The sequence below is a fragment of the Marinobacter sp. AN1 genome (assembly GCF_026013985.1).
GTDB classification, from domain to species: Bacteria; Pseudomonadota; Gammaproteobacteria; order Pseudomonadales; family Oleiphilaceae; genus Marinobacter; species Marinobacter segnicrescens.
In genome coordinates this window covers 1,543,268-1,554,922 of sequence record NZ_CP110342.1, presented here as the reverse complement: position 1 = coordinate 1,554,922, position 11,655 = coordinate 1,543,268, and the positions used below count along the sequence as shown (strand labels likewise).

The window sequence follows — 11,655 nt, the reverse complement described above, 5'->3', positions numbered from 1 at the left end:
GAAAGCGGAATCAGAACAGGCTTTCCTTGACGAACAGCACGTCACCGTCCCGAATCGGATCAGACATATCCACCTTCAGAGTTTTGACGGTGCCATCCGGCTGCTTGCGGTACAGCACCACCCCCCTGGTGCTGGCACGGGGATTAAAGCCGCCGCTGACAGAGAGGGCCTGCATCACGTTCAGGGACCGGTCGAGGGTGTAGGTACCTGGCTTCTGGACCTGGCCGTGAACGTAGAACTGCTCGGCTTTGGGAACAAACAGGGTATCGCCATTGCGCACCCTCACTGCTGGCTGATCAGCAGCCTTCTGGTCAAGCAGTTCGGAGAGGTAGAACTGGTGGCGCTCCTGCTGCCCGCCTTCACTATCTCGAATCAGCACAAGGCGCTCGCCACCTCCGGAGTTGATACCCCCGGCCAGCGCCAGCACCTCGGTCAGGGTGGTAGGACCCTCCAGCGCGATCTTTCCGGGCTGGTTAACGTGGCCGAGAACCGAAACGGTATTGCTCCGGTACTCCTCCACCACCACATTGACATTGGCATTTCGGAGATAGCCTTCGTTCTCAAGGCGGGATTCCAGCAATCGACTGACTTCCGGAGGCGTCATACCCTCGACATCGACGCGGCCGATCAGCGCCATGGTGATGGTGCCATCCGCAGCAACCTCGGTGTCTGTGTCCATGTCCTCCTGACCGTAGACGGAAACGCTGACCCGGTCGCCGACACCAATCTGGTAAGCCTCCTGGGCGGAGACGGTGCCGGCGGAAAGCAGGCATATGACCAGCAAAATGACTGTATTACGGAAACTATTGCTCTGTATCATCCCAATCCATCCCTTGTTGGAGCGTCAGCATGTCAGGCAAACCCGCAGGCGCTGCCTGAACTGTCCATGCCATTGCTGGGCCTGTGGGAACAGCGCCCGGGCGAGATTTGACGGTTTGTGTACCCGGCGCCCGGAATGCCATGTCCTGCAAGGCTCCCGGGCCACCGTTTCGATGCGTATTATGCGCACCTCTTCACAGCAGCATCAACGTGTCGTCATGAGTGATACATAGCAACAAATGACCCGTAACCCACTGGATTATCGACATTTTCAAGACTACAAAAAGAACATGACAGTGAGGTTATGAGATCGTCATCACAGGCGCGGGAAAGTCGTGATACCACACCCGCAAAAAGGTGCCGTTCAGTGCAGGCAGGATCTGTCGAAAGACGGGAAGCGCTGGCTGGAAAACGGGATAGCCAGGAATGGCGTCAGGCAAGTGAGGCCTCAGGCCGGGACAACGACCTTGCCCGACCTGTGCGAATGGGAAGAACCGTGGATCAGTGGTCAGAATGGTCCATTTTCGATGGCATGGCATCCATCTGCTGAACCTGCAGGATGATCTCCATAGGCTCCATACCTTCGAACTGCAGTGTCAGCGGCACTTCCTCGCCCTCGGCCAGGGGACGCTTCAGCTGTTCCAGCATCAGGTGAAAGCTATGGGGCTTGAGTACCACGGTTTCTCCGGCAGAAACGGTGAGCCCGTCCGGCAGGGGCTGCATCTTCATCAGGCCATCGTGCATGACCGTTTCGTGGATTGAGACCTGGCCTGCCACAGGCGTCTCACCGGCCACCAGGGTAACGGATTGGTCACCATGGTTATGGATGGTCATATAGCCTACACCCACTGGCGTACCGGGTGGCGTTGGACGGGACCAGGGATGTTCAATAGCGACATCGCCCTGCTGATATTCCGCGGCCAGCACTGGCAGGGAGTGAGCCGCCAGCATGGAGAAAGCCGTGAGGCCGGATGCAAGGAGTGAGACTTTTCTATGGGTCATGGGTATCCAATTCCGGTGGTTGAAAAGGGGTACAGTGTCGACAGTCTTTCCGTAACCACCACCAAATACAACCCCGATCCCTGCGGTATATTGCCGCGCCCCGATTCGGGCCACCTACGCCAGGGCCAGCCTCTACCCTTACTCAGGAACGGATATGCCGATACCTGGCTTCCAGGCAGCTGTATACCCCAAAGGCCACAAGGCCAGCCGCAACAATACCGAGTAACCACTGCCCGTAGGGCGACCCCGCCAGCCAGTCCAGTGCTTCCCCGGTGCCCTGGATTTCCCTGGAATTTAGCCGTACCGCGGAATGGATAAGCATACCCGCCACAATGCACCAGACCACCCCCCGTGCCACCAGGCCGAAACGACACAGGTGCCGCGCCCAGGGTTCATGGCTGGAGGGGAAGGTCATGTAACGCTCGAACCGTGCGGTCCAGCCCTTGAATATGTGAGCCACGCCAATGCCTGACAATAATACACCCGCCGCGGCAATCACCAGCGTGGCGGTGCCCTCGCCAAGAGCCGATAAAGGTCCTCCCTTGCTACCCTCTCGCGAGGCCAGCATCAGCCGGATCGCCCAGTATGCGAGGAAGCCATGTGTCACAGCGCTGAGCAGGTGACCGGCACGGATGACCAGCGCCTTTGGATCCCTGCCATGGTGGTCGGCATCAGTAAGGCTCTGGATCGCGCGCCAGAGGGCGAAGCCGACAAGGCCTGCTATCATCAGCAATAACAGAATCCGCCCGAAGGGTTGCTCCAGGATTTCCACCAGGGCGCCTCGCGCACTGGTTGTCTGCCCGCCCATACCGACAGCGGACGTCAGTGCCAGCAGGCCAACAACCAGGTAGAGAACTCCACGGGATGCATAGCCCGCACGGGCAAGAATCTGGATGGTATGTTCCATGGTGCCCCGGCTTCCCTGTAGCGACTCTTTCAATCCAGGCAAGGGAAACGCCACTTGCCTGCCCTCCCCGTACTGTAGCGGCTTAAAGGTTCCACACCCCAGCCCAATAGATGAAATTCCTGTTATGCCGGCGGATTTGCGGAACCGGGCGTGACAGGCGAAAATACCTTCCTCGTTATTATTAGCAGCCAAACAACGCCAGGCAGCCGATGGCTGCCCAAAACAGGATTTGCAACATGTCCAGACAGGTTCCCCAGGTAGACCCGGAAGGGCTGCTGGAATACTCCGTCGTGTTCAATGACCGCTCCCTCAACCACATGTCTGCGGTGTTCCAGCAAGTGATGCGGGATATCTCGGGCACACTCAAACGGGCCTATAACGCGGAGGGTGCGGTCGTTGTGCCCGGCGGGGGCAGTTTTGGCATGGAGGCCGTGGCCCGTCAGTTCGCCCATGACCGCAGATGCCTGGTCCTCCGTAATGGCTGGTTCAGCTATCGCTGGTCCCAGATTTTCGACATGGGACGAATCCCGTCATCCGCATCGGTGCTCAAAGCCAGCCCCGTAACCCCGGGCCACCAGCCGGCCTGGGCTCCCGCCCCTGTCGACGAGGTCGTTCGCCAGATTCAGCAAGAAAAGCCTGAGGTGGTCTTTGCACCCCACGTGGAAACCGCATCCGGGATGGTTTTGCCGGACGATTACCTGAAGGCAGTGGGCGAGGCGGTATCCAGTGTGGGAGGGCTGTTTGTGCTGGACTGCGTGGCTTCCGGCGCGCTCTGGGTCGACATGAAGGCCTGTGGCGTTGATGTGCTGATTACTGCGCCCCAGAAAGGCTGGAGTGCCTCCCCCTGCGCGGCCCTGATCGCTCTCAGCGGTCGGGCACTCGAGAAGCTGGAAGCGACCACCAGCAGCAGCTTTGCCGCTGACCTCAAGAAATGGCGCAATATCATGCAGGCCTACGAGGACGGTGGCCACGCTTACCACGCCACCATGCCCACGGACACCCTGGCCATCCTGCGGGACGCCATGGCCGAAACAGAGAATACCGGCTTTGATGTGTTGAAAGACCGGCAATGGCAGCTTGGCCAACAGGTGCGGGCAGTCTTTGCCGACGCCGGGTTCCGCAGTGTTGCGGCGGAGGGGTTCGAAGCACCGGGAGTGGTGGTGTTGCACACCGAAAATACGGACATCCACAACACCCGCCTGTTCCGGGAGCAGGGTCTGCAAACGGCTGCCGGTGTGCCCCTGATGTGCGACGAACCGGAAAACTTCCTGAGCTTCCGGGTCGGCCTGTTTGGCCTGGAAAAGCTCAATAATATCGATCGAACGGTGGACAACCTGCGCCAGGCCCTCGCTGCCATAGGAAAAGATGCCTTCTGAACTCCGCCCACTACAAGCGGCGCCTGGGTTACTATTTACCGGGCATGCGCCCGGTTCGCTCCAGGCGCCGGGTGACCATGGCGTGGTACGCCCTGGCCAGTACTGGGCGGATCAGGGGCAACCCGATCAGCCACGCCAGGGGTTTGAGCACCGGTGCCCGGGACATCAGCAGAATGTAGGCGTCCAGCTCCCGATGAATGTGCCCTTTGCTGTCCTGGACATGCAATTCCTGCAGCGCGTCATCCGGGTGAATACCCAGGGATTGCAGCTCCTCATCCCGGCCAGTGATATCTACCCACTCCACGTTCCCGGCAGCTCGCCCTGCCAGCTTTTCGTATTGCCGGCGATCACGGATACAGCTTGGGCATGAGCCGTCGTAGAAGACCCGGAGTGTTTCTGCTGTAGGGGCCATAAAACACCTCCTCCGGCTATTGGGGACCTGTCAGAGCATGTGGGGCGTCGAGGCCCTCTTTCAATGGGAATCTCGCCAACACCTGGTAGCGGGAGCCTTCCGGGCCGGTGTTACTCAGGAACAGGCTGACATGTCGCACCATCACCTCCGGGGCGGAACTGCATCTGTGCTGTGCCAGGAAATCCCGGGCAGACCCGGCCTGATGACGACCAAACCTGGCCAGCGTGATATGGGGCCGGAATTTGCCAGACCCCACACCAAAACCCTGCTCGACCAGGCGACGGGATACCCATTGGTGCAACCCGATAACCGGCGCTTCCGGCAACACGCCCGCCCACAGGCTCCGCGGCTGGTCCGGATCGCCGAAACAGCCCACACTGGTCGGTGTAATACAGAAATCATCTGTTTCAGGGCTCTCCATCGCCCGGAACAGCGCCGGAACCTGTTCGGGCTGAACCTGCCCCAGAAAGCACAGGGTCAGGTGCAACTGATCCTGCCGTTGCCAGCGCGCACCCTCGATATCCTCGCGCCAGCCCAGTAAGACTTCGCCCGTTGTATTCGGTAACTCGAGCCCGACGAAGAGTCGTGGCATGTTTCGCTCCTGTTCGGAGGTTGGCTCGCCGGTATCAGCGGGGCCGGCGCCGGGGTGGAAAACACCACCAACTGACAACGACCAACAAGCCAAACCCGGTGTATAACGCTATAAAGACCCAGGCGGGTGCATCGTAATAGAGCACCTGCTGCAGCCAGTACTCTATAAAACTGCCTTCATAGCCCGACTGTCCGGCCTGGCGGCGTAACCAGGCCTCAAGGGTGGTGAGCGGGCAGATGACGCCCAGCCAAGCCTGGGCAACCACCACGGCAATCGCTGCAAGGTGCGCGACCCGGAACCAGAGGACATTCACCCAGGGCCAGCCAAGGCGATTACCGACAAGTACCAGGACCAGGCCCAGCACAACAAACAACACTATACCCACATGAACCGTCAGAACGGCATCCGCCAGCCACTGCCAAATCATGCGATGGCCTCGCACTGGCTGACCTGGTCGAGGTCAAGGTTGCCTCCGGTAATGACCAGAATGTCGCCGCCCTGGGGTGCCGGTTCAACGGCACGCTCCAACAGCGCGGCGAGCCCGACTGCGGCGCCGGGTTCCACAAAGAGCCGGGCCTCGGTCAGCAACAGCCGGGTGGCTTCCCGAATGGCGGCTTCGCTGACGGTGACCATCCGGTCTACCACCTGCCGGGATGCCTGCCAGGTATATTCTCCAACCACCGCCGGCGCCAGGCTCGACGCCCAGGTGGAGACGTTATCAAGGCTGGCAGCGGGATCATTACATTGCCAGGCATGCCCCATGGTGGCGGCCCCGACCGGTTCCACCCCGACAATTTCCACATCCGGGCGACAGGCCTTGACCGCCAGTCCCAGCCCGGAGACGAGGCCACCACCGCCCACCGGGCAGACAATGCGGCGCATATCCGGGCACTGATCCAATAATTCAAGCCCCACGGTACCCTGCCCTGCCATCACCCGCAGGTCATTGTAGGGGTGAACCAGGGTCAGCCCGCGGGTTGCGACGAGCTCATGGCAAAGCTCGACTGCCTGCTGAATGCGGCCATGGACGATCACTTCCGCCCCCAGCGCCCGGGTCCGACGGATCTTCAGCTCACTGGAACCTTCCGGCATGACCACCGTGAGTGGCGTCTTCGTCGTGGCAGCCGCCCAGGCCAGCGCAATGGCGTGGTTTCCGGCAGAGACAGTGACCAGGCCACCGGCCAGTTCGCTCCCAGAGGCGGTCAGTACCCAGTTGAGGGCTCCCCGGGGTTTGAAGCTCCCGGTGCGCTGAAGGTTCTCGCACTTCAGGTGAACCCTCTGGCCCGTGGCCTGGTCCAGGTCTTCCGAGTGCCACACCGGCGTTCGGGTCACCCGGCCGCGAAGTCGCTCAGCCGCTTGCCGGATGGTGTCAAAGTCCGGGAGTTCCGCCGGTTCCATAGGTGCCTCCTGGCTCTATTTCCTGAAAAACCTCGGGTTACGTTCGACAAATTCACCGATCCATCGTTCCAGGAATGAGGCTTTTTCCGGGGCCCGCAGATAGCGCCAGCCCAGCAGGGAAATTATCAGCGCCCCGAGGGCATCCACCACCAGGTCCCACATGGTATCAGTGAGTCCTGAAGGGTCACCCAGCATGGGCTTTTGCATATTCATGCCGAACAGCGAATCCATGGTGAATTCGAAGATTTCCCACAGGGCACCGATACCAAGGGCGAAGAGAAAGGCGAAGAAGGCGACGAAGCCGGGCTTCATGTGGACTTCGATCCGCTCCACCTCGTTCATGATATGTACAAGCAGGAATCCGAGGATGCCAAGCAGGACGCCGGAACTGGTGTGCAAGGCAATATCCCACCACCAGAACCGGGTGTAATAGTCTCTCACCTCACCGAGAAACAGCGAGGCGAAAACAAAGCCGATGGCCAGCAATTGCAGTTCCGGGGGGATATGTATCCGGAACCGCCGCTCGAGCAGCACCGGCAGGAAGGTCACCACGATAATCAGGGCAGTGAAAAAACCGGTAAACCAGCGTCCCGCCCAGATGGCAGCCACCACCTCAAGGAGAAGGATAAACTGCAGGAAAAAGGTGATTCTCTGATGGGTAATGCGAATTCGCACTGCCTAGCGAAGCTCCGGTTTTCTCAGGTCAAGGGGCTCATGGAGCGGAGGATGGCGTTCCCGGCACTCCATTCGTTCATACAGGGGCAGGCTATCACACTCGCTGGCATCGCCAGGATAACGCCCGTCCGTTGGCATACCAGTGCCACAACCACCCGCTGCCAGTAGCGACAGAACCACGAGGATAAACCGGGCCATCACAGGGTCAGCACAAAACCAACGGCGACCGCCAGCAGGAGCAACAAAAACCACCGGGCATAGAACTCGCCGGCATCGTTCACCGGGGGAACACTGCGGCCATCCTCCGTGGCGGCGCCTTCGTACTCTGCGATCAGACGCCGGGCCTCCAGGTAATCGTCTTCGTCCACCTGCACATTGGTAAAGCCAGCGGCGCCGATTTCCCCCAACCCGCCCTGGAGATAGTGGCCGCCCACGTGGGCACTGATGCCGTGGGCCCCCAGCAGACCGGCAATGATATGGGCCTCGGTAAGGTCCCGGGCGTTATAGGCTATCTGCATCGTCCGCCTCCCCTGATGGGTACGGGAAAACCCGAAGCAAAGAAGCAGCTCCGGACACCTTGTCAGTGTAGTCACTGCGGTGAGTGCCTGCCTCGCTATTTACGGAATCGTCACCGAATTCGATTGATCGCGGCGGGATTCGCGAATCTGCAGCATGGGGAACTATACTGCGGGACAACGTCTTCCATACGATTTCAAGGACACCGTGTCATGGGAATACTTGTACTCGGACTGATTATTTTTCTCGGTATCCATTCTCTGTCCATCGTAAACGAACCCCTGCGCAACCGAATGGTGCAATCGATGGGCGAAGGGGCCTTCAAGGGGATCTATTCCGTGATTGCCCTGGTGGGCCTGGTGCTGATTGTCTGGGGATATGGCGCGGCAAGGCTTGACCCGGTACTGCTGTACAGCCCGCCAGCCTGGCTTCGTCACCTGGCCATGCTTTTGCTGGTGCCGGTGTTCCCGCTGTTGTTCGCCGCCTACTTCCCCGGCCGGATCAGCCGCACCCTCAAGCATCCCATGCTGGTGGCGGTCAAGCTTTGGGCCGTAGCTCACCTGCTGGCAAATGGCATGGCCCACGATGTGCTATTGTTCGGCGCCTTCCTGGCGTGGGCCGTAGTCGACCGCATCTCCCTCAAACGCAGAACAGCCCGGGACATCCCCACACTTCCTGCACAACCGTTCAACGACCTGATCGCGTTAGTAGGCGGCCTGGCGGTTTACGTGCTGTTCGTGGTCTGGGCGCACCAGTGGCTTATCGGAGTCGCCCCGGTGTAACGGGCCGCGACTATCTGTCACGGACAACCCGGGCGTAAAAGATGACGAAGGGCGGATTCCGGGCTTAACTGTAGTCACAGGCACCAACAATAAAGTGTCAGACGGCAGGAGTAAGACCATGAAAATCGGAATCCCCAGGGAAGTCTATCCAGACGAACGACGGGTGGCTGCAACGCCGCCCTCGGTGCAGAAACTCATCAAACTCGGATACGAGGTGGTCATCGAGGCCGGTGCCGGCGAGGCGGCGGATTACAGCGATGAGAGCTACCAGGACGCCGGCGCCGCCATCGCTGTGGACACCCTCTCCCTCTGGAAGGAATCGGACTTCATCCTCAAGGTGCGGGCACCGACCGAACATCCCGGCACTCACAAACACGAACTCGACATGATTCGTGAGGGTGCGCACCTGGCCGGCTACATCTGGCCAGCCCAGAACCCTCAGCTGCTGGAAAAACTGGCGGAGAAACAGGTCAACGCCTTCGCCATTGATGCCCTCCCACGTATCAGCCGGGCCCAGAAAATGGACGCCCTCAGCGCCATGGCCAACATTGCCGGCTACCGCGCGGTGATCGAGGCAGCCAACCAGTTCGGGCGTTTCTTTACCGGCCAGGTCACCGCCGCAGGCAAGGTCCCCCCGGCGAAAATCATGGTCATCGGCGCAGGCGTAGCTGGCCTGGCTGCCATTGGTACCGCCAACAGTATGGGGGCCGTGGTGCGGGCCTTTGACACCCGCCTGGAGGTCAAGGAACAGGTGGAAAGCATGGGCGCTGAGTTCCTGGAACTGGACTTCGGCGACGAGGAAGGCAGTGGTGGCGGTGGCTACGCCAAGCAGATGAGTGATGAGTTCATCAAGGCGGAAATGGCCCTGTTCGCCGAACAGGCCAAAGAGGTGGATATCATCATCACGACCGCCCTGATTCCCGGCAAGCCAGCGCCGAAACTGATCACCGCCGAGATGGTTAAGTCCATGAAGCCCGGCAGTGTCATTGTGGACCTCGCCTCCGAACGCGGCGGCAACTGCGAGCTGACCGAGCCTGGCAAGGTGGTTGAAAGGCATGGTGTACGCCTGATCGGTTATACCGACCTGCCCAGTCGCATGGCCAAGGTGGCCAGTGATCTCTACGCCACCAACCTGGTCCACCTGATGACCGAACTGACGCCGGAGAAGGATGGCCAGCCAGTGGTGAATATGGAGGACGCCGTGATTCGCGGGGTGACGGTGGTCCACCAGGGCGATGTCACCTGGCCACCACCTCAACCGGAAACACCCACCAGCACCGCACCACCTCCTGGTACGGAAGAACCCTCGCCCGCCACGGCAACAGCGGCAAAGGGTCCGTCACCAACAAAGCGCCTGGCTGGCAAAGTCGCCCTGCTGGCGGTAACTGCGCTCGCCCTCTACGGTGTGGGCGCCTATGCCCCGGAGAGCTTCCTGAGGCACTTTACGGTTTTCGTGCTTGCCTGTTTCATCGGCTGGCAGGTGATCTGGAATGTGACGCCCTCGCTGCACACCCCCCTGATGAGCGTGACCAACGCCATCAGCGGCATCATTGTGATTGGCGCCCTGCTCCACCTGGCCCAGGCTGAACATGCCGCGGTGGGCATCCTGTCCTTTGTGGCGGTGCTGATTGCCATGATCAATGTGTCCGGAGGGTTCCGGGTGACCCATCGCATGCTCAAGATGTTCCATCGATAGGAGGCGTGAATCGTGAGTAGTGGACTGATCAGCGTCGCCTATGTGGTGGCCAGCATTCTCTTTATCCTCAGCCTGGGGGGCCTCGCGCACCAGGAATCTGCCCGCCGGGGTAACTGGTACGGGGTCGCGGGTATTGTTATTGCCCTCGCCGCAACGATGGCCGGGTTCGAGACCGCCGACCTGACCTGGGTTATTGCCGCCATGGTGATCGGTGCAGCTATCGGGCTGCCCATTGCCAACAAGGTGGAAATGACCCAGATGCCCCAACTGGTGGCTCTGCTCCACAGCTTTGTCGGGCTCGCCGCGGTGCTGGTGGGCTTTGCCAGCTATATCGACCCGCTGGTGATCATGGTGGGGGTCGAGCACACCATCAAGCTGGTGGAAATCTTTGTGGGCATCTTTATCGGCGCGGTCACGTTCACCGGCTCACTGGTGGCCTGCGGCAAGCTGGACGGCCGCATCGACAGCAAGGCCCTCACCCTGCCCGGACGCCACTGGATGAACCTGGCAGCAGTGGTCGTATGTGTGCTGCTTGGCGCCGCGTTCCTCGGCAGCGGCAGCATGGCCCTGAGTATTGCCATACTCGTATTGATGACGGTCATCTCAGCTGTACTGGGCGTCCATCTCATCATGGCCATCGGCGGCGCCGATATGCCAGTGGTGGTTTCCATGCTCAACAGCTATTCCGGCTGGGCAGCGGCCGCTATCGGCTTCATGCTGGGCAACGACCTGCTGATCGTCACCGGCGCGCTGGTGGGCAGCAGCGGCGCCATCCTCAGCTATATCATGTGCCGTGCAATGAACCGCTCTTTCATCAGCGTGATTCTCGGGGGCTTTGGCCAGACCTCGTCCAGCAGCACGGCGGCTGATGAGGACCAGACCGTCCAGGAAATTTCAGTGGAGGAGCTGGCCGAGGAGCTGCGCAATGCGGATTCGGTGATTATCGTGCCCGGTTACGGCATGGCCGTAGCCCAGGCCCAGAACGGCATCAGCGAGATCACCAAATTGTTGCGGGACCGCGGTGTCGAGGTGCGATTTGGCATACACCCGGTGGCCGGGCGTTTGCCAGGACATATGAACGTGCTGCTGGCCGAAGCCCATGTGCCTTACGACATCGTGCTGGAAATGGACGAGATCAATGAGGACTTCCCCAAAACCGACGTGGTTCTGGTGATTGGCGCCAACGATACGGTGAACCCGGCCGCCGCCGAGGATCCGGGCAGCCCCATTGCCGGCATGCCGGTGCTGGAAGTATGGAAGGCCCGCCAGGTGGTGATCCTCAAGCGGGGCATGGCTACCGGCTACTCCGGCGTGGAGAACCCGCTGTTCTTCCGGGAAAACAGCCACATGTTGTTCGGCGATGCCAAGGACTCGGTGGACCGGCTGCTGGGCGCACTGAGATAGCACCCGGATATGACGGACCGGCCCCCCGGTCCGTCACGGTCGACCCCGTCTTGCGATAATCGTGTGCAGGCTCGGC

The 11,655-nt window shown here is 60.5% G+C and carries 14 protein-coding genes; 4 read left to right on the top strand and 10 right to left on the bottom strand.

Annotation, left to right across the window (positions count from 1 at the left end):
- Positions 1 to 10: 10 nt before the first annotated feature.
- The 3 genes from LJ360_RS07150 to LJ360_RS07140 form a co-directional block, all read right to left on the bottom strand.
- Complete coding sequence (locus LJ360_RS07150) at positions 11 to 820, bottom strand: SLBB domain-containing protein (protein WP_091849034.1); 810 nt, start codon at positions 818 to 820, stop codon at positions 11 to 13.
- Between the two features lie 500 nt (positions 821 to 1,320).
- Positions 1,321 to 1,821, bottom strand: coding sequence for a copper chaperone PCu(A)C (locus tag LJ360_RS07145; RefSeq protein WP_245742470.1), 501 nt, complete (start codon positions 1,819 to 1,821; stop codon positions 1,321 to 1,323).
- 142 nt (positions 1,822 to 1,963) lie between these two features.
- Complete coding sequence (locus tag LJ360_RS07140; protein ID WP_264995692.1) at positions 1,964 to 2,728, bottom strand: DUF1206 domain-containing protein; 765 nt, start codon at positions 2,726 to 2,728, stop codon at positions 1,964 to 1,966.
- A gap of 236 nt (positions 2,729 to 2,964) precedes the next feature.
- Between LJ360_RS07140 and LJ360_RS07135 the strand changes: the two genes are divergently transcribed.
- Complete coding sequence (locus tag LJ360_RS07135) at positions 2,965 to 4,104, top strand: aminotransferase class V-fold PLP-dependent enzyme (RefSeq protein WP_264995691.1); 1,140 nt, start codon at positions 2,965 to 2,967, stop codon at positions 4,102 to 4,104.
- A gap of 31 nt (positions 4,105 to 4,135) precedes the next feature.
- Here the strand turns inward: LJ360_RS07135 and LJ360_RS07130 are convergent, their stop codons facing one another.
- The 7 genes from LJ360_RS07130 to LJ360_RS07100 are packed head-to-tail and all read right to left on the bottom strand — an operon-like array spanning position 4,136 to position 7,699.
- The gene (locus LJ360_RS07130) at positions 4,136 to 4,516 is read right to left on the bottom strand and encodes a thiol-disulfide oxidoreductase DCC family protein (RefSeq protein ID WP_091849038.1); all 381 of its coding nucleotides are present in this window, start codon (positions 4,514 to 4,516) and stop codon (positions 4,136 to 4,138) included.
- Positions 4,517 to 4,532: 16 nt separating this feature from the next.
- A complete protein-coding gene (gene thpR / locus LJ360_RS07125; RefSeq protein WP_091849039.1) occupies positions 4,533 to 5,108 on the bottom strand; it encodes an RNA 2',3'-cyclic phosphodiesterase in 576 nt (191 codons plus the stop codon).
- 34 nt (positions 5,109 to 5,142) lie between these two features.
- Positions 5,143 to 5,535 carry a DUF2784 domain-containing protein gene (locus LJ360_RS07120; RefSeq protein WP_091849040.1) on the bottom strand — a complete coding sequence of 131 codons (393 nt, stop codon included), beginning with the start codon at positions 5,533 to 5,535 and terminating at the stop codon, positions 5,143 to 5,145.
- Positions 5,532 to 6,506 (bottom strand): threonine/serine dehydratase, encoded by a 975-nt coding sequence (locus tag LJ360_RS07115; RefSeq protein ID WP_264995690.1) that lies wholly within the window; start codon positions 6,504 to 6,506, stop codon positions 5,532 to 5,534. The genes LJ360_RS07120 and LJ360_RS07115 overlap by 4 nt, the downstream gene beginning before the upstream one ends.
- A gap of 15 nt (positions 6,507 to 6,521) precedes the next feature.
- Complete coding sequence (locus LJ360_RS07110; RefSeq protein ID WP_091849042.1) at positions 6,522 to 7,181, bottom strand: hypothetical protein; 660 nt, start codon at positions 7,179 to 7,181, stop codon at positions 6,522 to 6,524.
- A gap of 3 nt (positions 7,182 to 7,184) precedes the next feature.
- Positions 7,185 to 7,379 (bottom strand): hypothetical protein, encoded by a 195-nt coding sequence (locus tag LJ360_RS07105; protein WP_143066562.1) that lies wholly within the window; start codon positions 7,377 to 7,379, stop codon positions 7,185 to 7,187.
- The gene (locus LJ360_RS07100; RefSeq protein WP_091849044.1) at positions 7,379 to 7,699 is read right to left on the bottom strand and encodes a DUF2007 domain-containing protein; all 321 of its coding nucleotides are present in this window, start codon (positions 7,697 to 7,699) and stop codon (positions 7,379 to 7,381) included. Before LJ360_RS07100 ends, LJ360_RS07105 begins: the two co-directional genes overlap by 1 nt.
- A gap of 210 nt (positions 7,700 to 7,909) precedes the next feature.
- Here LJ360_RS07100 and LJ360_RS07095 point away from each other — a divergent pair, with 210 nt between their 5' ends.
- The 3 genes from LJ360_RS07095 (at position 7,910) to pntB (ending at position 11,579) form a co-directional block, all read left to right on the top strand.
- Positions 7,910 to 8,479, top strand: coding sequence for an NnrU family protein (locus LJ360_RS07095; RefSeq protein ID WP_264995689.1), 570 nt, complete (start codon positions 7,910 to 7,912; stop codon positions 8,477 to 8,479).
- Positions 8,480 to 8,597: 118 nt separating this feature from the next.
- Entirely contained in the window at positions 8,598 to 10,175 is a 1,578-nt protein-coding gene (locus LJ360_RS07090; RefSeq protein ID WP_264995688.1) for a Re/Si-specific NAD(P)(+) transhydrogenase subunit alpha, read from the top strand.
- 12 nt (positions 10,176 to 10,187) lie between these two features.
- Positions 10,188 to 11,579: a Re/Si-specific NAD(P)(+) transhydrogenase subunit beta gene (gene pntB, locus LJ360_RS07085; protein ID WP_264995687.1), complete on the top strand. Its 1,392-nt coding sequence runs from the start codon at positions 10,188 to 10,190 to the stop codon at positions 11,577 to 11,579.
- The last annotated feature ends 76 nt before the right edge of the window (positions 11,580 to 11,655 follow it).

Excerpts from the sequence above, each read along its gene's own strand:
- LJ360_RS07140 (WP_264995692.1), bottom strand. The coding sequence starts at position 2,728 with ATGGAACATACCATCCAGATTCTTGCCCGTGCGGGCTATGCATCCCGT.
- thpR (WP_091849039.1), bottom strand. The coding sequence starts at position 5,108 with ATGCCACGACTCTTCGTCGGGCTCGAGTTACCGAATACAACGGGCGAA.
- LJ360_RS07100 (WP_091849044.1), bottom strand. The coding sequence starts at position 7,699 with ATGCAGATAGCCTATAACGCCCGGGACCTTACCGAGGCCCATATCATT.
- LJ360_RS07120 (WP_091849040.1), bottom strand. The coding sequence starts at position 5,535 with ATGATTTGGCAGTGGCTGGCGGATGCCGTTCTGACGGTTCATGTGGGT.
- LJ360_RS07095 (WP_264995689.1), top strand. The coding sequence starts at position 7,910 with ATGGGAATACTTGTACTCGGACTGATTATTTTTCTCGGTATCCATTCT.
- LJ360_RS07105 (WP_143066562.1), bottom strand. The coding sequence starts at position 7,379 with ATGGCCCGGTTTATCCTCGTGGTTCTGTCGCTACTGGCAGCGGGTGGT.
- LJ360_RS07150 (WP_091849034.1), bottom strand. The coding sequence starts at position 820 with ATGATACAGAGCAATAGTTTCCGTAATACAGTCATTTTGCTGGTCATA.
- LJ360_RS07130 (WP_091849038.1), bottom strand. The coding sequence starts at position 4,516 with ATGGCCCCTACAGCAGAAACACTCCGGGTCTTCTACGACGGCTCATGC.
- LJ360_RS07135 (WP_264995691.1), top strand. The coding sequence starts at position 2,965 with ATGTCCAGACAGGTTCCCCAGGTAGACCCGGAAGGGCTGCTGGAATAC.
- LJ360_RS07090 (WP_264995688.1), top strand. The coding sequence starts at position 8,598 with ATGAAAATCGGAATCCCCAGGGAAGTCTATCCAGACGAACGACGGGTG.
- LJ360_RS07145 (WP_245742470.1), bottom strand. The coding sequence starts at position 1,821 with ATGACCCATAGAAAAGTCTCACTCCTTGCATCCGGCCTCACGGCTTTC.
- LJ360_RS07115 (WP_264995690.1), bottom strand. The coding sequence starts at position 6,506 with ATGGAACCGGCGGAACTCCCGGACTTTGACACCATCCGGCAAGCGGCT.